The organism is Rhodoferax sp. PAMC 29310, assembly GCF_017948265.1.
In the GTDB taxonomy this organism is placed as follows: domain Bacteria; phylum Pseudomonadota; class Gammaproteobacteria; order Burkholderiales; family Burkholderiaceae_C; genus Rhodoferax.
On the sequence record NZ_CP072852.1, the window covers coordinates 3385383 to 3405390 of the forward strand.

At 62.3% G+C, this 20008-nt stretch carries 14 protein-coding genes and 1 pseudogene; 9 read left to right on the forward strand and 6 right to left on the reverse strand.

The window, feature by feature from the left end; genetic code table 11:
• The first annotated feature begins 79 nt into the window (after positions 1–79).
• The 4 genes from uca to J8G15_RS15815 all read left to right on the forward strand — a co-directional run bounded on the left by uca (position 80) and on the right by J8G15_RS15815 (position 10685).
• Complete coding sequence (gene uca, locus J8G15_RS15800) at positions 80–3691, forward strand: urea carboxylase (protein WP_210543276.1); 3612 nt, start codon at positions 80–82, stop codon at positions 3689–3691.
• A complete protein-coding gene (atzF, locus tag J8G15_RS15805; protein ID WP_210543279.1) occupies positions 3688–5493 on the forward strand; it encodes an allophanate hydrolase in 1806 nt (601 codons plus the stop codon). Before uca ends, atzF begins: the two co-directional genes overlap by 4 nt.
• 507 nt (positions 5494–6000) lie before the next feature.
• Positions 6001–7236, forward strand: coding sequence for an exonuclease subunit SbcD (sbcD, locus tag J8G15_RS15810; RefSeq protein ID WP_210543281.1), 1236 nt, complete (start codon positions 6001–6003; stop codon positions 7234–7236).
• A complete protein-coding gene (locus J8G15_RS15815; protein WP_210543283.1) occupies positions 7233–10685 on the forward strand; it encodes an AAA family ATPase in 3453 nt (1150 codons plus the stop codon). The genes sbcD and J8G15_RS15815 overlap by 4 nt, the downstream gene beginning before the upstream one ends.
• A 58-nt stretch (positions 10686–10743) precedes the next feature.
• Here the strand turns inward: J8G15_RS15815 and ppk2 are convergent, their stop codons facing one another.
• Both ppk2 and J8G15_RS15825 read right to left on the reverse strand, forming a co-directional pair.
• A complete protein-coding gene (gene ppk2 / locus J8G15_RS15820; protein WP_210543285.1) occupies positions 10744–12012 on the reverse strand; it encodes a polyphosphate kinase 2 in 1269 nt (422 codons plus the stop codon).
• A gap of 394 nt (positions 12013–12406) precedes the next feature.
• Positions 12407–12787: a VOC family protein gene (locus J8G15_RS15825; RefSeq protein WP_210543286.1), complete on the reverse strand. Its 381-nt coding sequence runs from the start codon at positions 12785–12787 to the stop codon at positions 12407–12409.
• A 106-nt stretch (positions 12788–12893) separates the two neighbouring features.
• Between J8G15_RS15825 and J8G15_RS15830 the strand changes: the two genes are divergently transcribed.
• Positions 12894–13379 carry a CreA family protein gene (locus tag J8G15_RS15830; protein WP_210543288.1) on the forward strand — a complete coding sequence of 162 codons (486 nt, stop codon included), beginning with the start codon at positions 12894–12896 and terminating at the stop codon, positions 13377–13379.
• A 169-nt stretch (positions 13380–13548) separates the two neighbouring features.
• The gene (locus J8G15_RS15835) at positions 13549–14667 is read left to right on the forward strand and encodes a YhcG family protein (protein WP_210543290.1); all 1119 of its coding nucleotides are present in this window, start codon (positions 13549–13551) and stop codon (positions 14665–14667) included.
• A gap of 77 nt (positions 14668–14744) precedes the next feature.
• On the opposite strand, the gene J8G15_RS15840 is transcribed toward J8G15_RS15835, so the two are convergent.
• Entirely contained in the window at positions 14745–14984 is a 240-nt protein-coding gene (locus J8G15_RS15840) for a hypothetical protein (RefSeq protein WP_210543292.1), read from the reverse strand.
• A gap of 226 nt (positions 14985–15210) precedes the next feature.
• On the opposite strand from J8G15_RS15840, the gene J8G15_RS15845 reads away from it, so the two are divergent.
• The 3 genes from J8G15_RS15845 to J8G15_RS15855 all read left to right on the forward strand — a co-directional run bounded on the left by J8G15_RS15845 (position 15211) and on the right by J8G15_RS15855 (position 17680).
• Positions 15211–15897 carry a glutathione S-transferase family protein gene (locus J8G15_RS15845; protein ID WP_210543294.1) on the forward strand — a complete coding sequence of 229 codons (687 nt, stop codon included), beginning with the start codon at positions 15211–15213 and terminating at the stop codon, positions 15895–15897.
• 268 nt (positions 15898–16165) lie between these two features.
• A complete protein-coding gene (locus J8G15_RS15850) occupies positions 16166–17296 on the forward strand; it encodes a Fic family protein (RefSeq protein WP_210543296.1) in 1131 nt (376 codons plus the stop codon).
• A gap of 102 nt (positions 17297–17398) precedes the next feature.
• Positions 17399–17680, forward strand: coding sequence for a YdeI family protein (locus J8G15_RS15855; RefSeq protein ID WP_240538326.1), 282 nt, complete (start codon positions 17399–17401; stop codon positions 17678–17680).
• A gap of 39 nt (positions 17681–17719) precedes the next feature.
• On the opposite strand, the pseudogene J8G15_RS15860 reads toward J8G15_RS15855, so the two are convergent.
• The 3 genes and pseudogenes from J8G15_RS15860 to J8G15_RS21655 form a co-directional block, all read right to left on the reverse strand.
• A pseudogene (locus J8G15_RS15860) lies at positions 17720–18130 on the reverse strand (DUF2130 domain-containing protein); the annotation flags it as partial.
• Between the two features lie 126 nt (positions 18131–18256).
• Positions 18257–19687, reverse strand: a complete 1431-nt coding sequence (locus J8G15_RS15865; protein ID WP_240538327.1) for a UvrD-helicase domain-containing protein — start codon at positions 19685–19687, stop codon at positions 18257–18259.
• Positions 19609–20004, reverse strand: a complete 396-nt coding sequence (locus tag J8G15_RS21655; RefSeq protein ID WP_240538328.1) for a UvrD-helicase domain-containing protein — start codon at positions 20002–20004, stop codon at positions 19609–19611. Before J8G15_RS21655 ends, J8G15_RS15865 begins: the two co-directional genes overlap by 79 nt.
• Positions 20005–20008 lie beyond the last annotated feature (4 nt).

The following is a 20008-nucleotide window of genomic DNA, read 5'->3' on the forward strand; positions in this document are numbered from 1 at the left end:
ATATTTGACCCTTGCGCGCGGGACGACCCGAGGCGTCGCATCACCCGGCGGGACGACCCGCTTCATGAGGGATCACCCCATGTTTGATACCGTTTTGATCGCCAACCGCGGCGCCATTGCCTGCCGCGTTATTCGAAGCCTGAAAGCCCTGGGCCTGCGTTCGGTCGCGGTGTATTCCGAGGCCGACGCCGACTCGCTGCATGTCGCGATGGCCGACGTCAGCGTCTGCATTGGCCCGGCACCCGCTGCCCAAAGTTACCTCGACCCCCAGCGCATTCTGGATGCTGCCCGTGCCACCGGTGCGGGCGCCATCCACCCCGGCTACGGGTTTTTGTCCGAGAACCCTGACTTTGCCCAAGCGTGTGAAGACGCGGGCATGGCCTTCATTGGCCCCACCCCCGCTCAGATGCGCGCTTTTGGCCTGAAGCACACGGCGCGCGCATTGGCCGAAGCCCAGGGCGTGCCTTTGTTGCCGGGCAGCGGCTTGCTGAGCGACTTGGCACAGGCCCAAAGCGAGGCCGCGCGCATTGGCTACCCGGTCATGCTCAAAAGCACGGCGGGCGGCGGCGGTATTGGCATGCGCTTGATCCGCAGCGACGTCGAGATGGGCCCCGCGTTCGAGGCCGTGCAGCGCCTGGCGCAAGCCAACTTCAAGGACGCTGGCCTGTTTCTGGAGAAGTTCGTCGAACACGCCCGCCACATTGAGATGCAACTGTTTGGCGATGGCAAAGGCAAAGTCGTGTCATTGGGTGAGCGGGACTGCTCGGCCCAGCGGCGCAACCAGAAAGTGATTGAAGAAACGCCTGCACCCGGTCTGTCGGAGGCGACCCGCACCGCGCTGCAACAAACCGCTGTGCGTCTGGCGCAAGCCGTCAACTACCGCTCGGCCGGCACCGTGGAATACGTGCTGGACGCCGATACCGGCGCCTTCTACTTTCTGGAGGTCAACACCCGCCTGCAAGTGGAGCACGGCGTAACCGAACAAGTGACCGGTGTCGACCTGGTCGCCTGGATGTTGCGCCTGGCACGCGGCGATGACTTTGACTTGAAGGTACCCACGCCGCAGGGCGCCTCCATTCAGGTGCGCCTCTATGCCGAAGACCCTGCGCGCAACTTTCAGCCTTGCGCTGGCGGCTTGACGGAGGTTGTGTTTCCGAAAGACGCGCGCATTGAGACCTGGGTGGCTACGGGCAGCGAGGTGCCGCCTCATTACGACCCGATGATTGCCAAGTTAATTGTCACCGGCACCGACCGTGCCGATGCCGTCGCCAAGATGCAAGACGCGCTGGCCGCCACGCGGCTGGCAGGCATTGAGACCAATCTGCGCTATTTGCGTACCGTGGTGGCCGACCCCGTCTTTGTGCAGGGCCGGATGATCACCCGCAGCCTGGCCGACCTGCACTACCAGCCGCAGGCGCTGGAGGTGCTGGAGCCGGGTGTGCAAACCACGGTGCAAGACCACCCGGGCCGTGTCGGCTACTGGGCCGTGGGCGTGCCGCCCAGCGGACCAATGGACGATCTGGCCATGCGCCTGGCAAACCGCTTGGTCGGTAACGCGCCCCAGGCCGCCGCGCTGGAGTGCACGCTCACCGGCCCAACCCTGCGCTTTCTGCACGACACGGTGATGGCCGTCTGCGGCGCCGCCATGGCGGTGAGTGTGGACGGCGTGGCGCTGCCGCTGTGGCAGTCGCACACCGTCCAGGCCGGCAGTGTGCTGAAGATGGGCGCCGTGCAGGGGGCCGGCGCACGCACCTATCTGGCATTGCGCGGCGGGCTGGATGTGCCCTTGTACCTGGGCAGCCGCTCCACCTTCACGCTGGGCCAGTTCGGTGGCCATGGCGGGCGCACCTTGCGCACCGGCGACATGCTGCACATCGGTGCCGATGCCGTGACCGCGCCGCTGGCCCATTTGCCAACGGAGGTGGTGCCGGTCTACCAACACCATTGGGACATCGCTGTCCTTTACGGCCCACATGGCGCGCCGGATTTCTTCACCGATGACGACGTGCTCATGTTCTTCGGCACCGACTGGCAGGTGCACTACAACTCCAGCCGAACGGGGGTGCGCCTGATTGGCCCCAAGCCCGAATGGGCCCGCCGGGATGGCGGCGAGGCAGGGTTGCACCCGTCCAATATCCACGACAACGCTTATGCCATTGGTGCCATCGATTTCACCGGCGACATGCCGGTCATTCTCGGCCCTGACGGCCCCAGTCTGGGCGGCTTTGTTTGCCCGGCCGTGGTGCTGGCCAGCGAGCGCTGGAAAATGGGCCAACTGCGTCCCGGCGACACCGTGCGCTTTCGCTGTGTGACCGCTGAAGAAGCATTGCTTTTGCAGGCCGTGCAAGAACGGCGCATTGCCGATTTGGTGTGGGCCGCGCCCGCCATTCCCCAGCGGACCGAGGCCGTGGGTTTACCCATCCTCTCCCAACGGGCAGCGCAAGACGAGCGCCCGGCACTGGTGCTGCGCCAGGCCGGTGACCGCTATGTTTTGGTGGAGCTGGGTGACGCGGTGCTGGACATCGCGCTGCGCCTTCGGGTGCATGGCCTGATGCAGTCCTTGCAGGCGCAACAGTTGCCGGGCATCGTCGACCTGACGCCCGGCATTCGTTCACTGCAAATTCATTTTGAGCCGCAACACTTGTCACGCGCCGATCTGGTGGCGGCGATCTTTGCCGCAGACGATGCGCTGGGCGACACCGACGACCTCGTCGTGCCATCGCGCACCGTGTACCTGCCCTTGTCTTGGGACGACAGTGCGACCCGTTTGGCGATTGAAAAATACATGCAGTCGGTGCGGCCCGATGCGCCCTGGTGCCCCAGCAATATCGAGTTCATCCGCCGCATCAATGGCCTGGCGGATATCGGTGCCGTGCACCGAACGGTGTTCGACGCCAGCTATCTGGTGCTGGGCTTGGGCGACGTCTATCTAGGCGCGCCGGTGGCCACGCCGCTGGACCCACGGCACCGGTTGGTCACCACCAAATACAACCCGGCCCGCACCTGGACCCCCGAGAATGCCGTCGGCATTGGCGGCGCCTACATGTGCGTCTACGGCATGGAAGGGCCCGGCGGCTACCAGTTTGTGGGCCGCACCTTGCAGATGTGGAACCGCTGGCGCGATGCCGACAGTGGCGCCCCCGCGTTCGAGCCCGGCAAGCCCTGGCTGCTGCGCTTCTTCGATCAAATCCGCTTCTACCCGGTGGGCGAGGAGGAGTTGCTGCAAATCCGCCGCGATTTCCCGGCCGGGCGCTACCCACTGCGCGTCGAAGAGGGCACCTTCAGCCTGCACCAGTACCGTGAATTCCTGAGCGAAAACGAGACCGACATTGCAGCCTTTCGCACCCAGCAAGGTCAGGCGTTTGAGGAGGAGCGCGAGCGCTGGCGTGTCGCGGGCCTGGCCGAGTACGTGGGTGAACCCGCCGCACTGGATGCGGGCGCCGCGCCCGCCAGCCTGCCCGAGGGGGCGCGTGGCGTGGCCACCGCCGTGCCCGGCAGTGTGTGGAAGCTGCTGGTGGCCGAAGGCGACCTGGTGGCCGAGGGCGACGCCCTGTTGGTCATCGAGTCCATGAAGATGGAATTCACCGTGTCGGCTCCCTGCGCTGGCCAGGTTCTTCGCATGGCCTGCCGCGAAGGCAGCGCCGTTTCGGCAGGGCAAGACGTTGTTGTTATTCAAGGAGAAATCGCATGAAAAAGTCCTCTATTTCTCTCAGCCTGGGTGCCCTGCAGCAGGGCTACCGTGACGGCACCTTCACGCCGGTTGACGTGGTGGAGCAGGTTGTGGCCACCGTCGGCGACGACGCCCACAAGGCCTGGATTCATCGCATCGGTGCAGACGCCCTGCGTGCCCGGGCGCAGGCACTGATGGCGAGTGGCCCGCAGGGGCTACCCTTGTGGGGTATCCCGTTTGCCATCAAAGACAACATTGACCTGGCGGGTGTGCCGACCACCGCTGGTTGCCCGGACTACGCCTACACGCCCGAGGCCAGCGCCACGGTGGTGCAACGCCTGCTGGACGCGGGCGCCATCGCCATTGGCAAGACCAACCTGGATCAATTCGCCACCGGCCTCAACGGCACGCGTTCCCCCTACGGCGCCTGCCACAACGCCTTCAACCCTGATTACGTCTCGGGCGGTTCCAGCGCAGGCTCTGCGGTTTCGGTCGCACTGGGCCAGGTGAGCTTTTCACTGGGGACCGATACCGCCGGTTCGGGCCGGGTGCCCGCTGGCTTCAACAACCTGGTGGGGCTGAAACCCAGCCTGGGTCTGCTGTCCACGTACGGCGTGGTGCCCGCCTGCCGCTCGCTGGACGTGGTGTCCATCTTTGCCCTGACGGCGGATGATGCGCAACAGGTGTTCTCAGTGGCCCAAGGCTATGACGCCAAAGACGCCTTCTCGCGTGCCGCGCAGCCCCATGGCTTTGATTTTGGCCGCACCGCCGAGTTGCGCGTCGGCGTTCCGCGCGCAGACCAGCTGCAGTTTTGCGGTGACGACGCCTATGCCCAGTGCTACACCGACGCGCTGGTTCACGCCAAGTCATTGGGCGCCGAGCTGGTTGAAATTGACTTTGCCCCGTTTGCGGAAACGGCGCGCCTGCTGTACGAAGGCCCGTGGGTGGCTGAGCGCTACCAAGCCATTCGGGAATTCATCGACGCCCACCCCGAGTCCGTGTTCCCCGTCACCCGGGAAATCACGCTGGGCGGTGCCAAACCGCTGGCCGCCGATGCCTTTGCCGCCCAGTACCGGCTGCGCGCGCTGGCCCAGCGCTGTGCCGGGGTCTGGTCCGACATCGATTGCATGTTGCTGCCCACCTCACCTACCATCCACACCATCGCCACCATGCTGGCTGAGCCGGTTGCCCGCAACAGTGACTTTGGCTACTACACCAACTTTGTCAATCTGCTGGACTACAGCGCCATTGCAGTGCCAGCTGGGTTTCGCCCTGACGGTCTGCCCTGTGGCGTGACCTTTGTCGCCCAGGCGCACCAGGACCAGCCGCTGCTGCATTTGGCGCAGCGCTGGCAGGGCGCGCTGCAGGGGCAGGCCGCCACGCTGGGGGCAACCGACCATACCGCCGTGTCGTTCGAGCCGGCCGTGGCCGTGCCCTCCGGCCAGGTGCGGGTCGCTGTGTGCGGCGCACATCTGCAAGGCCATCCGCTCAACCCGCAGCTCACCAGCCGGGGCGCCCGCCTCGTGCAGTGCACCACCACCGCGCCGGAATACCGCCTCTATGCCTTGCCCGACGGCCGTCGCCCCGGCCTGGCCCGTGTGAGCGAGGGCGGCAGTACGATTGAAGTGGAAGTGTGGGAGCTGCCCGCCTGCCAGTTCGGCAGCTTTGTGGACGCCATCCCCGCGCCGCTGGGTATTGGCCGCACCGTGCTGGCAGACGGCAGTCAGGTCGCCGGTTTCATCTGTGAGCCCGGTGGCCTGCAAGGCGCCACCGATATCACCACCTTCGGCGGATGGCGCGCCTACCAAGCCCGTCCGAAGTGACCAGGTCCGGGCGATCTTTCAAGGCATGAAGGACGGGCGCCTCCTGATGGCGCCTGACCCTGGGTGCTGACTCGCAGGCCCGCCCGTTGCCAGGTTTGACCCATCGGCACCGCCCGATTTGGCCAACTCACGCGAGCGGCATTGAACCGCATCAGCGCGCCAACCACCCAGCACTTGAAGTCAGTTGCCAGCCCAACATGAACTCAACCCCTTCCAACACCCGACCAAATATGGCTGTTGGCTCCCCTTTCCCGCCCGGCGGGGCGGGAGAGGGGTTGGGGGTGAGAGTGGGGGTTGCAGCGCAAAAATTGCTACACATTCAATAGCGACCTGCGCAGTTTCAACGGGCGCCGAAGGCATAAATCCCATAAAAAAAACAAGACTAGGAAAAAGCGCCACTGAACCAGGTAGAAATCCAAAAAATCGCAGCCCAAATCAGCAAGTGAGACACCCCAACCCTGTAAGCTAGCCCGCTTCCCCCTCACCACACCGTTTCACCCCCAAGCCATGCGTATCCTCCACACCTCTGACTGGCACCTTGGCCAGCACTTCATGGGCAAAAGCCGTCAGGCTGAGCACCAGCAGTTGATTGACTGGCTGGTGCAGCAGGTGGACGAGCAGGCCGTGGACGCGGTGCTCATTGCCGGCGACATTTTTGACACCGGCTCGCCGCCCAGCTACGCCCGTGAGTTGTACAGCCAGCTGGTGGTGCGCCTGCACGGCGCGGGCGTGGCGCTATTGCTGCTCGGTGGCAACCACGACTCGGTCTCTACCCTGGGCGAGAGCCGGGCGCTGCTGGCCTGCCTGAGCACCACCGTGGTCGGCGCCGCCAACGACCCCCAGGCGCAAGTGGTGGTTTTGTCCCGCCGGGGAGGCTTGAATGAACCCGGCTGCGTGGTCTGCGCCATTCCCTTCATTCGCCCGCGTGACGTGCTGCAAAGCCTGCCCGGCCAAAGTGCGCAAGACAAAGAGCAGTCGTTGCAAGCCGCCATTCAGGCCCATTACACGGCGGTGTTCGACGCCGCCAACACCCACCGAGCCGCGCTGCAGGCCGAACTCGGCCACGCGCTGCCCCTCATTGCCACCGGCCACCTCACCACCGTGGGCGCCAGCACCAGCGAGTCGGTGCGAGAGATTTACGTGGGTTCCTTGAACGCCTTCCCCACCAGCGCCTTCCCCGCCGTGGACTACATCGCGCTGGGCCATATTCACCAGCCGCAAAAAGTCGGCGGGCTGGACCACATCCGCTACTGCGGCTCGCCCATTCCACTCAGTTTTGACGAGGTGCGCCAGACCAAAGAAGTGCTGCTGGTGGACCTGAACGACGCCGGCCTGCAAACCATCACCCCGCTGCCCGTGCCCCGCTTTCAGCACCTGGCCTCGGTCAGCGGCAATTTGGTTACTCTAGCTGAACACATTCAAACCGCCGCCACGCAAGGCACGCCAGAGTGCCCTGTGTGGCTGGAAGTCACCGTGGCCGAAGATGACTACCTGTCTGACCTGCCCGCCCGCATCGAGGCCATGGTGGAAGGTCTGCCGGTTGAGGTGCTGCGCATTCGCCGCCAGCGCGGCAATGCCGCCGCCGCTCTGGCCGCCGCGGTCCGCGAAACGCTGGACGAACTCAGCCCGCACGATGTGTTTGAGCGCCGCCTGGCGCAAGAAGAACTGGCCGACGATTTGAAGCTCGCCCTGCAGAAACGTTACCGCCAGGTGGTCACCGGCCTGCAAGAGGGCCAGTCATGAAAATCCTCGGCCTGCGCCTCAAAAACCTCAACTCGCTCAAAGGCGAGTGGTCGGTCGACTTCACCCAGCCGCCGTTTGTGGACAACGGCCTGTTCGCCATCACCGGGCCCACCGGTGCCGGCAAATCGACCCTGCTGGACGCCATTTGTCTGGCCCTGTACCACGAGACCCCGCGCCTCAAAAGCATCTCGGCCTCGGCCAACGACATCATGACCCGCCACACCGCCGACTGCCTGGCGGAGGTGACCTTTGAGGTCAAAGGTGCCGTCTACCGTGCCTTCTGGAGCCAGCGCCGCGCCCGCGACAAGATCGACGGCGCCTTGCAAGCCCCCAAGGTGGAACTCGCCACCGGCGCGGGTCAGATTCTCAGCACCCAGACCAACGACAAGCTCAAACGCATCGAGGCCATCACGGGGCTGGACTTTCCGCGCTTCACCAAATCCATGCTGCTGGCGCAGGGCGGTTTTGCGGCCTTTTTGAATGCCAGCGCCAATGAGCGCGCCGAGCTGCTGGAGGAACTCACCGGCACCGAGATTTACGGTGAAATCTCCAAAAAAGTGTTTGAGCAAGCCCGCGAAGCCAAGCAACAGCTTGACCAGCTCAAAGCCCAGGCCGCTGGCATGGCCCTGCTCAGCACCGAACAGCGCGCGGCCATGCAAAGCGACATTGAGCGCCTGAGCGCCGAGTTGGCCACGCTGCAAACCGCCCACCAAACCACGCAGGCGCAGCGCCAGTGGCAGCACAACCTGGCCCAAAGCGCGCTCGACGTGCAAGCCGCGCAAGCCCACGGCGCAGAGGCCCAAGCCGCCCAAGAGGCTAGTGCGCCAGAGTTGCACCGCCTGCGGCAAAGCGAGCCCGCGCAGCAGTTGCAACCCCTGCACCTCTCTTGGCAGCAAGCGCAGGCCGCGTGCACGCAAAGCCAAACCACGCTGGCCACTTTCAGCGCCACCGCCGAGCGCCAGCACGCCGCCCACCACCAGCAGCACCACCGTGCCCACGCGCTGGCCGAGCGCATTGCGCAGGCCGCGCAAACACAGTTGACGCAAACGCAGGCCAGGCGCCAGCAACTGGACGACTTTTGCAGCGCCCACCCGCAGCACGCCACCTTGGGCGAGCAGTTGGGCGGCTGGCGCCAGCAGTTTGACCAGCGCCACAAGCTGCAACAACAACTCAGTGCCCAGCAGCTTGCCGTGCAAGCCTTGGTGGCCGAGCAGCAAGAGCGCGCCGCCAAGCTGGCAGCGCAGCACACCGCCGTGGCCACCGCCACCCAGGCCGCAAAAGACGCCGAAGCCGCCCGCCAGGCCGCGCAAACTGCGCAAGACCAGCGCTTGGCCGGCCACACCTTGGCGGCCCTGCGCGAGCAGCGCCAAGACGAACAAGCCAACCTGCACCGCTGGCAACAAGTCGATACCCTGGCCCGCCAGCGCCGCACGCTGGCCGCCCAAAGAGCTGCCTTATCCAACCAGTTGCAGCAATTGGCGGGCACGATTCAAACGCAAGAGGCCGCGGTGCTGGCCTTGCGCGAGCAGCACAAGGGCTTGAAAGAGCAAGTCAACGACAAGCAAAAACTGCTGGACCAAGAGCGCCGCATCCAAAGCCTGGAGGCCCACCGCCTCGCCCTGCAACCCGGCGAGCCATGCCCCTTGTGCGGCGCCGCCGAGCACCCCTGGGTCGGCAGCTACCAAGCGCTTGACCTCTCCGCCACGGCCGCCGCCTTGCAAGACAAACAAGCCGCGCTCGACGCCTTGGTTGGCGCCGGCCAAAAAGCCGCCGCTGATCTGGCCGCCAGCAAAGCCAGCTTGGCCGCCAAACGCAGCCAGCAAGAGCAAGCCGCCCAAGACATTCACCACTGGCAAGCCGAGTGGGCCGCGCTGGCTCAAGCCATCACCCGCCCCACAGCGGTCACGGCAGACGACTGGCAAAACGAAGCGCAATTAAGCGCCGCCCGCGAGACCGCCACGCAAGCGCTGGATCAGGCCGCGCAGACCCTGCAAGCCGCCGAAGCCGGCGACCAAGCCCTGCAGCGCGCCGCACAAATGGCCCAGCAAAGTGCGCAAGCCCAACAAACCGCCACCCACCAGCTGGAGCGACTGCAGCAAGCCGAGCAAGACGCCGTGGCCCGCCACAGAACGCTGTCAACCACGTTGCAAGCGCTTCAAACTGAGTTGGCGGGACTCGAAGACAGCCTGAGCACCGCGCTGTTGGACGCCGGCCACACCCTGCCCGACGAGTCCGCACCTTGGTTGCAAGCCCGAGAAGGCGAATGGCGCTACTGGCAGCAGACCCAAACCCAGCTTCAGACCCTGGCTCAAGCCATCGCCCGCCAAACGGGGGAGTGCGAAGCCGCGCAGCAGCAGGCCGCGCTGTGGTCGCAGTTGTGGGCCGTGTTACGCGCCACCACCGCCAGCGACTCCGCCTCACTGGCACCGCTCACTGCGGATGCTGACGCCAACCTGCCCGCCGCCCTGAGCCAGTGCAGCGACGAGATTGATCGCCTGTCCCAAGCCATTGCCGACCTGCAAGGCCAAACCACCCAGGCGCAGGCCCAGCTCACCCAGCATCAGGCAGGGTTGGTTAACGCCGAAAAAGCGTGGCAAGCCGCTCTGGCCGCCAGCCCGTTTGCCGACGTGCCCGCGTTTGAGGCAGCGCTACTTTCCCCGCCAGAGCGCCAACGCCTCACCGCGCTGAAAGACGCGCTGCAAGCCGCGCAATACCAAGCTGCCGCCCTGCTCAAAGCCGCCACCGCCAAACACACCCAGCTGCAAGCCCAACTCCTCACCCCGCTCACGCTGGACGAGCTGGCCACCCAGCTGGAAGTGCAAGAAGCCCAGCGCGTTACGTTCAGCGAGCAAATGGGCGCCCAGGGCGCCTTGCTCACCCAGGACGAGCACAACCGCCAAAGCCAGCAAACCCTGCTGGCCCGCATCAGCGCCCAAACCACCGAGGTCGATCTCTGGCAGCGGTTGGACAGCCTGGTTGGCTCCGCCAAAGGCGACAAGTTCCGCAAGTTTGCGCAAGGCCTCACGCTTGACCACCTGCTGCACCTGGCCAACCGCCACCTCGCCCGCCTGCACGGCCGCTACCTGCTACGCCGCAAACTCAGCGGCGAGCTGGAGCTCGACATCGTGGACGGCTGGCAAGGCGATGCTGCCCGCGACACCCGCACCCTCTCCGGCGGCGAAAGCTTTCTCGTCAGCTTGGCGCTGGCCTTGTCGCTCTCAGACTTGGTGAGCAACAAAACCTCGATTGACTCGCTCTTTCTGGACGAAGGCTTTGGCACGCTGGACGGCGACACGCTGGACATTGCCCTCAACGCCCTGGACACCCTGAACGCCACCGGCAAAATGATCGGCATCATCAGCCACGTCGAGAGCTTGAAAGAACGCATCCCCGCCCAGATTCGCGTCGAAAAAGGCGGCGGCGTGGGGCACTCGCGGCTGGTGGTTTAGCCCGCACCCAAGCACTCTCGGCTGCAGCCTTCGGCCCCTTTAAATCGACCGACCGAGTTCAGAGAATGGCGCCGCCGGGGTGTTCACCGCGTTCGTACACCACGTGGGCGCGACCCACAATCAGCGAATCGAGCGAGCCGATGTTGGCCGCCTCCTTGTTGGTGTAGGGCAGTTTCTGAAGCAAATAGCGCATGGCGTTCAGGCGCCCGCGCTTCTTGCAGTCGCTCTTGATCACGGTCCAGGGCGCATCAGCGGTGTCCGTTTCAAAAAACATCGCTTCTTTGGCCTTGGTGTAGCTCTCCCACTTATTGAGCGAGGCCAGGTCAATCGGGCTGAGCTTCCACTGCTTGAGCGGGTGCGCTTCGCGCTCCTTGAAGCGGCGGCGCTGCTCCTTGCGGCTCACTGAAAACCAGAACTTGATCAGGTGCACGCCACTGCGCACCAACTGGCGCTCAAACTGCGGCGCCTGGCGCATGAACTCCTGGTATTCGTCTTCGTCGCAAAAGCCCATCACGCGCTCCACCCCGGCGCGGTTGTACCAACTGCGGTCAAACAGCACAATCTCGCCGGCCGTGGGTAGGTGCTGCACATAGCGCTGGAAATACCACTGGCCCCGCTCGACTTCAGTCGGCTTCTCCAGTGCCACCACGCGCGCCCCCCTTGGGTTCAGGTGTTCCATCATGCGTTTGATGGTGCCTCCCTTGCCCGCGGCGTCGCGCCCTTCAAACAGAATCACGATGCGTTGGCCCGTTTCCTTGGCCCAAGCCTGCAACTTGAGAAGCTCAACCTGCAATTGGTACTTCTGGGCCTCGTAGGTCTTGCGCGATAGGAGGTTCTTGTAGGGGTAGGCACCGCTGCGCCAATCGCCAGCCAGCAACTCGTCAGGACTGGCGTTTTCGCGCGCCTTGCTGCGAACGGCAACCGCATCTTCTTTCAACAGACGCCGTATGGCCTTCACGTCGTCGGGGGCTGCGCCCTCCAGGATGGCGCGCAGGGAAGTCGCTTTGTCTGCCTTACTCGCCCGGGGCTTGGCCAGCACGTCCCGCACGGCGGCAAATTTGGCCCGCTGGCGCGCGTTGACCTTGGTGGCCACCGCAATCTTGGCAATGCGCTTGGGCAGCTGGCTGCCGGTCACGTCGCCGAGCTTGGTGCGCCTGGGCACCTCCGTCGTTTTCGGCGCGGGTTTGGTGGTGGGTGTGGCGGCGGACCGCGTCGCCGGCGGTTTGGCCGCTGGCGCCGTTTTGCGCCTTGGCGCTGGCCGTGCGGGGGGCGCGGCTTTGGATCTGGTGGACCCGTTGGACGGTGGGGTCGGGGTACGTTCTGTCATGGAGCATTCACCTGCAAGTCACTAATCTGCCAGTATGGGCGGCTGCTTCTCTACCGTTTTGACCCAAATCAAGCCGACCCACATCCCAGCCGGTTCAGCCTGCCTTTTTGGTCTGCACCCCGCACCCACCGGCCAGCCCAAGCCACCCAAACCTGGCAGGCAGCCTACTTCCTGAACCTCTCAGCAGGGACTGTCGTGAACTTGGTGCGAGTGAAGTCACTTTTCAAGTACTAAATCAGCCTCTGGCCTAAGTATCACCTGCGGGAGTAGATATTAAATCAGGAGTATTTGGCTAGGCGCCGGGGCCGCCACACCGCTGAAACTTCAAGCCAAAACCACCGACGCCCATCGGCCACCCCTGCGCGGCCAAGTTCCAGCGGCCCTCGCGTAGCGGCTACGTCATGGGCGTACACAGCTCGACCAGAAAGCCGTTGATGTCGGCCACATAGGCAATCGTCTGGCCCCAGGGCATCACCTCAAGGGGGCGCATTGGTGTGGCCCCGGCGGCCACGGCGCGCTCTAGCGCGGTGGCTACATTCGGGGTGCACAGCGCAATCTCAAAGCAGGGCGCTGTGGGGCTGGCAGCCTGCGGGTTCTTGCCCAGCTGCTGCATCAGGCGATGCGCTGAAAACGCCAGCGCCGTGCTGCCCGTCTCCAGCTCGCCGTAGTCCCCGCTTTCATGCAAAAACCGCGTGGTGAGTCCGAAGGCAGCTTCGTAAAACTTGAGCGTGGCAGGCACGTCTGGCACGTAGAGGATGGTGTAGCCGAGTTGCATGGCAAGTCTCCCTTTGGTTTTCAATACCCGCACGATACGCTAGCGGCCTGTGTGTGCACGGGCCCGCAATCAAGCACCAACCCTATTCCAACCCAGAGAATTTGCCATGAAAACACTATTTGCCTCGCTGCTGCTCAGCAGCCTTGCGCTGGCCGCCAGCGCCGAGACCGTTGGCAGCGTCAGCACCACCTTCAAACTGCTCAGCCCCAACGACAAGGTGGTGGTCGATGTGTTTGACGACCCGGCGGTCGACGGCGTGGCGTGCTATCTGTCGCACGCCAAAACCGGGGGCTACGCCGGTGCGCTGGGTCTGGCAGAAGACACATCAGACGCCGCCGTGGCCTGCCGCCAGGTGGGCCCCATCAGCTTCAAAGAGAAGATCGACAAGCAAGACGAGGTGTTCAACGCCCGCTCGTCCTTCTTGTTCAAACACGTGCGGGTGGTGCGCATGGTGGACGTCAAGCGCAATACGGTGGTCTATTTGGTGTACTCCGACAAAATCATCGACGGCAGCCCTAAAAACAGCGTGACGGCGGTGGCCGTGCCGGCTGATCAGCCGATCCCAGTCAAATTGAATCTACATGGAAAATAGGACGATAGCCACTGTCAAATATAGACAGGCAGCTATTGAATAAGTAGCGTTAAGCCATGGGTGGACGGTGCAGCTCGCTAATCTTGTTGTCCGCCGGATAGTTCTTCGAGGCTGGTTATAAATACAGTATAAAGACGAGGTATCAAGAGCCCCAGTTTCAGGAGCAGCCATGAAGAAAACGCCACGCATTCCCGCCGCAGACAACGCCGAGTCCACACTGTTTGCCAACATCCGCACGCTGATTGAGTCCGCTCGCAACACGGTTGCCCGTGGCGTTGATCTGGTGCAGGTGCACACCAACTTCGAGATTGGTCGGCATATTGTTGAGTTTGAACAGCAAGGCGAGAGCCGGGCGGAATACGGAACGCAAATGCTCAAGAACTTGGCTGAACGCCTGACGGCCGAATTTGGCAGCGGCTTCTCAGTCACCAACCTCAAACTCATGCGCCAGTTTTACGCACTGCACGCCCAAAGAATGGGTCAGACAGCGTCTGGCTTATTCGAGACTCGGACACAACAGCCAATAGGTCAGACACTGTCTGACCTATTGGCCACCACCAAAAATCGCCCGTTTTCCCTCAGCTGGTCACACTACGTTTTCCTACTGGGCATCAAAAAAAGCGAAGAACGCAGCTTTTACGAAATCGAATCCACCCACCAAAACTGGACGCTGCGCGAATTGCGTCGCCAGTTCCAAAGCGGCCTGTATGAGCGCCTGGCCCTGAGCCGCGACCAAGACGGCATTCGCCAACTGGCCCGGCAAGGGCAACTCGTCAGCAACGCAAGCGACCTGCTCAAAGAACCACTGGTGCTGGAGTTTTTGGGCCTGTCCGAACAAGCCCGGTTTTCCGAGTCTGATCTTGAGGCCGCGATCATCAACCAGATCGAACACTTTCTGCTGGAGCTGGGCAAAGGCTTTTTGTTTGAGGCGCGTCAGAAACGGTTCACCTTTGACGACGACCACTTCTTTGTAGACCTGGTGTTTTACAACCGCTTGTTGCGCTGCTATGTGCTGATTGACCTCAAGATCGGCAAGCTCACCCACCAGGATTTGGGCCAGATGCAGATGTACGTCAACTATTTTGACCGCCACGTCAAAACCGATGCCGAAGCCGCCACCGTTGGCATCGTGTTGTGCAAGAAGAAGCACGAGGCGCTGGTGGAAATCACCTTGCCCAAAGACGCAAACATCCACGCCCGGGAATACCAACTCTATTTGCCGAGCAAAGAAGAGCTGCAGCAGAAACTGGCGGAGTGGTCTGAGATTGAGAGAGAAATTGACCGCTAGCCTCCGTGCAATATGCGCAAGCAGCTATGAAATCAATAGTAATTGGCCAAACGCCGTAGCCGCACACTGCAGACACCTCAAGCCAAAATCACCCACGCCACATAGGCCACCACCAGCGCCGCCAAGGCCCAGCGGCCCCAGCTTCGGGCTGGCCCTTTGAGCCACGCCACCTTCGGGGCGCCACCGCTGTAGCGGGCAAAGCGGCGCTTCAGGTCGTCTGCCTGGCGCTGCTTCTGTTGATCAGACGCACGATACCGCCGGGCCTCGTCGGCAGCCCGGTTGCGGTCGCGCAGGTCGTCTAAGTCGTCGTGGTTCATGGGGGCAGGGGCGGGCAATGTGCTCTGTAGGTCGATTCAATTTTGTACCAAATAGGCCAATAGTCCCAGTAGAACATGCGCAACCAGCTATCAAATAGATAGTAGAGGTTGCGCCGTTCACTCCTCTGGGTGTGGCGTAGCCACATGATGGCGCGGCCTTCACTTCAAGTGCAGCAGCCCTTGCCACCCCCTTGGCCCAACGGCCCCGGTCCCCCATAATTCCCCCATGATTACTGTCCACCACCTAGAAACCTCTCGTTCCCAGCGCGTTTTGTGGCTGCTTGAAGAACTGGGCGTGCCCTACACCCTCAAGCTCTACAAGCGAGACCCTGTCACCAAACTCGCGCCGGCTGCGTTAAAGGCGGTTCACCCCTTGGGCAAATCGCCCGTGATCACCGACGGCAATGAGACCGTGGCCGAATCCGCTGCCATTCTTGAGTACTTGGTCGAAAAATATGGCGCCAAGGCCAAGGGCGACCTGGCTGGCCTGCAACCCGCCACGGGCACCCCCCAGTACCGTCAGTCACGCTTCTGGATGCACTACGCCGAAGGCTCGTTGATGAACTGGCTGGTGATGAAGCTGGTGTTCATGACCATCCCCACCCAGCCCATGCCCTTCTTTGTGCGACCCATCGCGCGGGCACTGTGCGCCAAAGTGCAGGCCAAACTCATTGACCCCAATCTGGCCACCGCCCTGGCGTTCATGGAGACCCACCTGGGCACGCACGCCTGGTTTGCCGGGGAGCAGATCAGCGTGGCAGATTTTCAGATGAGCTTTGCCGTGGAGGCGGCGCTGGCACGTGGTGCCGACGCCAGCCAGTTCCCTAACTTGGTGGCGTACAAAGCCCGTATGGTCGCCCGCCCGGCCTACCAGCGCGCACTGGCCAAGGGTGGCCCTGTGGTGATGAAGTAAACCGCAACTGAAAGCGCAGCAAATTCAAGGTAGCCCGGCCTTGAGCGCAGGCTGCTCCCAGCCGGGGACGTTCACACAATAGCGGGTGGCTTTGCCCGCGCCTTCTACCCGCCGCCCGAGCCCACGTGACCGGCCTCTAGCAAGCGCTCCAGCACTTGGCTCTGGCGTGGGTTGATAGGGAACTTTGGGTGGGTTCGGTGTGTCCATGAGGCGTATTTCGGTGTTATTTGCCGCACATATTGCGGTGAATAGGTTGCATAATCACCGCATGCGCCCTCACCGCCACACCCGAACGCCCCGCTACATCTGGCAATTGCCCGAATGGCCCCACCTTACCTTTGACGCAACGGCGCTGGCCGCGCCACTGGCCCAGGTGCATCGCGCGCAAGGCCTGCTGGCCGGGCGTATGGCCCAGTTGGGGCAGGCGCCGCGCGATCAGGCCACCTTGCAAGTGCTCACACAAGAGGTCATCACGACCAGCGCCATCGAGGGCGAGCGCCTGGACTTGGACGCCGTGCGCTCGTCCGTGGCCCGCAAGTTGGGGTTGGATATCGGCGCCTTGGCGCCCAGTGACCGGCATGTGGACGGCGTGGTGGATGTGGTGCTGGACGCCACCCGCAACTTTGACCAGGCACTCACCCCCGAGCGCCTGTTTGGCTGGCACGCGGCGCTGTTCCCCACCGGCTACAGCGGGCGCATGCGCATCACCGTGGCTCAATGGCGGCTAGATGCCAGCGGCCCCATGCAAGTGGTGTCCGGCCCCGTGGGACGGGAGAAAGTGCACTTTGAAGCCCCGCCCGCTGACACCTTGCCCGCGCAAACCCAGGCCTTCTTTGACTGGTTTGAAGCCGCCCCGGTGGGCGACGCACTCATCAAAGCCGGGCTGGCCCATTTGTGGCTGGTCACCCTGCACCCGTTTGACGACGGCAATGGCCGCATCAGCCGCGCCGTGGGCGACATGGCGCTGGCCCGGGCCGAGGGAGCAGGTCAACGTTTTTACAGCTTCAGCGCCCAGATACAGCGCGAGCGTAAAGCCTATTACGACCAGTTGGAGGCTACGCAAAAGGGCCCGCTGAACGTGACTCCATGGCTCCACTGGTTTTTGGGTTGCCTGCTGCGCGCCGTGCAAGGCGCAGACGCCACCTTGGTGGGCGTGCTGGATAAAGCCCAGTTCTGGCAGCGCTGGGCGGGCTCGCCCATGAACGCGCGCCAAACCCAGGTGCTGAACCGTGTGCTGGACGGCTTTGAGGGCAAGCTGACCAACGCCAAATGGGCGGCCATTGGCAAATGCTCTGCGGACACGGCGCTGCGCGATATCAACGACCTGCTGGAGCGCGGCGTGCTGCGCAGGCTGGAGGGCGGGGGTCGGAGTACGGGGTATGAGTTGTGTGCCAAATAGGCCACTAGCCCCCGTAAAGTATGCGCAAGCAGCTATCAATTAATGAGCGATAAAGCGCACCACACCTTTGAAACACCTGAGCAGCTCCACGCGTAGCTGCGGGTGAACCACGCCGGCGAGTCTGAGCTTTGGGTGCGCATCTTCAAAAAGGCAAGCGGCCAGCCCTCCGTCACCTGGGACGATTGCGTGGTGGCTGCCCTTGCGTGGGGCTGGATCGACGGGCTGCGCAAGGCCTTGGACGACACCTCGTTTCTGCAACGCCTCACGCCACGCCGCGCGCAGCGATGGGCGCTGGGCCAGCGCCTACGCCGGCAGCGCCACCATGGTGATGCCCGAAGACTTTCTGGCGGCACTCCAAAACGACCCCGCTGCCCAGCTTTGTAGGGCACCCTCAAGCTGCCCCTCTGGGAATCCCAGCGGGCTCTACTCAGTCTCAGCCGAGGTCATGGTGCCCGGCAGCTCGGCAAATTTTTCCGCCATCGTGGGGTTGCCCCGTGTGAGCTTCTTGATCGTCAGATCGTCGGCCTTGTCGTTGGCGAGTCGCAAATTGTTCGCTGACTTGTGCAGCGCTTCCTTGGTTTTTTCCAGGTCCTTGATTGCTTCGTCGATGCGCTTGATTGCTTCTTCAAAGCCTTCGTAGGCCAGGCGCCAATTGCGCCCAAACGCAGTCTTGAATTCGTCGAGCTGGGTTTCGAATTTCGTAATGTCCACGTTCTGCGAGCGCACCAGCGCCAGCTCAGACTTGTACTTCATGGAGTTCAAAGCGGCATTGCGCAGAAGCGTGATCAGGGGCACAAAGAACTGCGGCCGCACCACGTACATTTTCGGATACGCATTCTGAGTGATTGTTATTGCTGATCGAAACCTGATCGTTCGGCGCGCGCCGTTCGTTGAAGTACTTCACGCAGTTTGCAAGAGGTCCAAATGTAGTGCGCGCGATCTATCTGCTTGAATGTTTACTCACAACTTGTGGGGGCCGATGATCGGGCATTTGGGAAACATCGGTTCAACGATTAACGTATGAACCCTAGCCCGCGTGATAGCGACACGAAGTATTTTTCGACTCCGATGAAATGGTACTGTGTCGCCCCACCACACGAAGGAGGACACCAGCTGCGCGCCGTCGTGTCTTCCCTCGCGGACAAGGATGACACCATCGAATTGCTTCCCTTTTGATTTGTGAACGGTCATCACTTGCAAACCAGGTGGGTCATCGACACCACCAAGTATTTGATCTTGAGCTAGCGCTGAATCGAGTACTTCTCGTGCGCCGGTGTACTGCCCATCGCGGACCCAGACAGCACCGAGCCCACCGCTAATGCGCTTCCCACGATTGAATGCCACCAAATAGTCAAGATTCTTGGCAACCCCGGTTAGCTCTTCATTCGCGGCATTTCTGAGCGAGCGCTTGACTTGGTTCCAATCCTTGGCCGGATCACCTGAGAATCGCTGCGCCTTCAGGTCATCCATCACTGCCAGTACTGCCTTAACAAACCCGGCAGAGGGCATTTTCCCCGACCTAATCTTGATAGCCCATTCCTGCCACTGTTTCGCTGCCGCCAACCCTCCAGCACGCTTTGCCGTGGCGAGTAGCTCTAGCGCTGTTGCTAGGTCGCTGAAACGAGTGGCTTCCAGCTTCGGTTCAAGCAAATATGCAGCGAACCGAGCTGACAAAACCGCCTCCGCTTCGTCAAAGGACAACTTGTGCCGAACCGGCTTTGTACCGGCGTTTAGAGCTACGGATATCTTGGCTGCAGATGCACCTGAGTGGGTAAGAATTGCGATGTTCCTGCCATATTTGCCAGTTGCAGTTCGTATGGAACGCTGAAGCATGCCGATGGCTCGGCGCAGGATCGCGCTCTGCTGATTTTGCTTCGGGTTGTATTTAAACGATGAAACGCCAACATACGGCGAGCCCCGAACATTCCTTAACAAGACGTCATTTGCAAAAATGGCGATCTCAGTATCGGCACTGCGGTGATTTTGGGCACCGAGATTGATTTCCAAGGGATTGAGCGAGGCCTTGATTGAGACTATGCGCTCAGGCCCAACGCCTGGAAGGTGGTCGAAAATTTGTTGCTCCAAGTCAGCCAAACAGATAATCTGGCTGAGTGGTGCCAGCAATTCAATGCAGCGCCAAGCGTGTTCATTCGTATCCTGCGCTTCGTCGACGATTATCAATGGATGTTTTTGTGCCACGATGCGCCGCAAGTGCGCGCTTCTGCATAGCAAATCTGCTGCGTTCGATGCAAACAAATCAAAAGCGATCTTGCCGTCTTCGCGAAATAGCCGTTCACGCTCAGCGAGCCAATTCAGCCAATCAATATTCCCCTCATTTCGATCCTTCTTCTTGATCGTGCCGTAAAGAGCCTGCTCGTCAGACGGCAACAATATGCGAAGCGATTTTGGGCAACCAAGGAGGTAGGCATGAGCTGAGAGCAATGTCCAAAAAAAGAATGGAAAGTCTGCATGCTCAGCATTCCACGCTGATCCTTTGGTACCTCTTGTCTAGTAGCCTCTCCGACCCGAGCTACAGCCGCTCTGGAGAAACTTAGAAAGAGAACTGACTGGCCTAGTGTCATACCCGCGCGTATCCTGACCACAGCCTTCTTGAGCGCAATAGTGGTCTTGCCGCTTCCGGGGCCACCAATTACAAGAGCATGTCCGTTGCAATCCAAGAGACTCTGTCGGAGGGCGCATATTTCCATAACT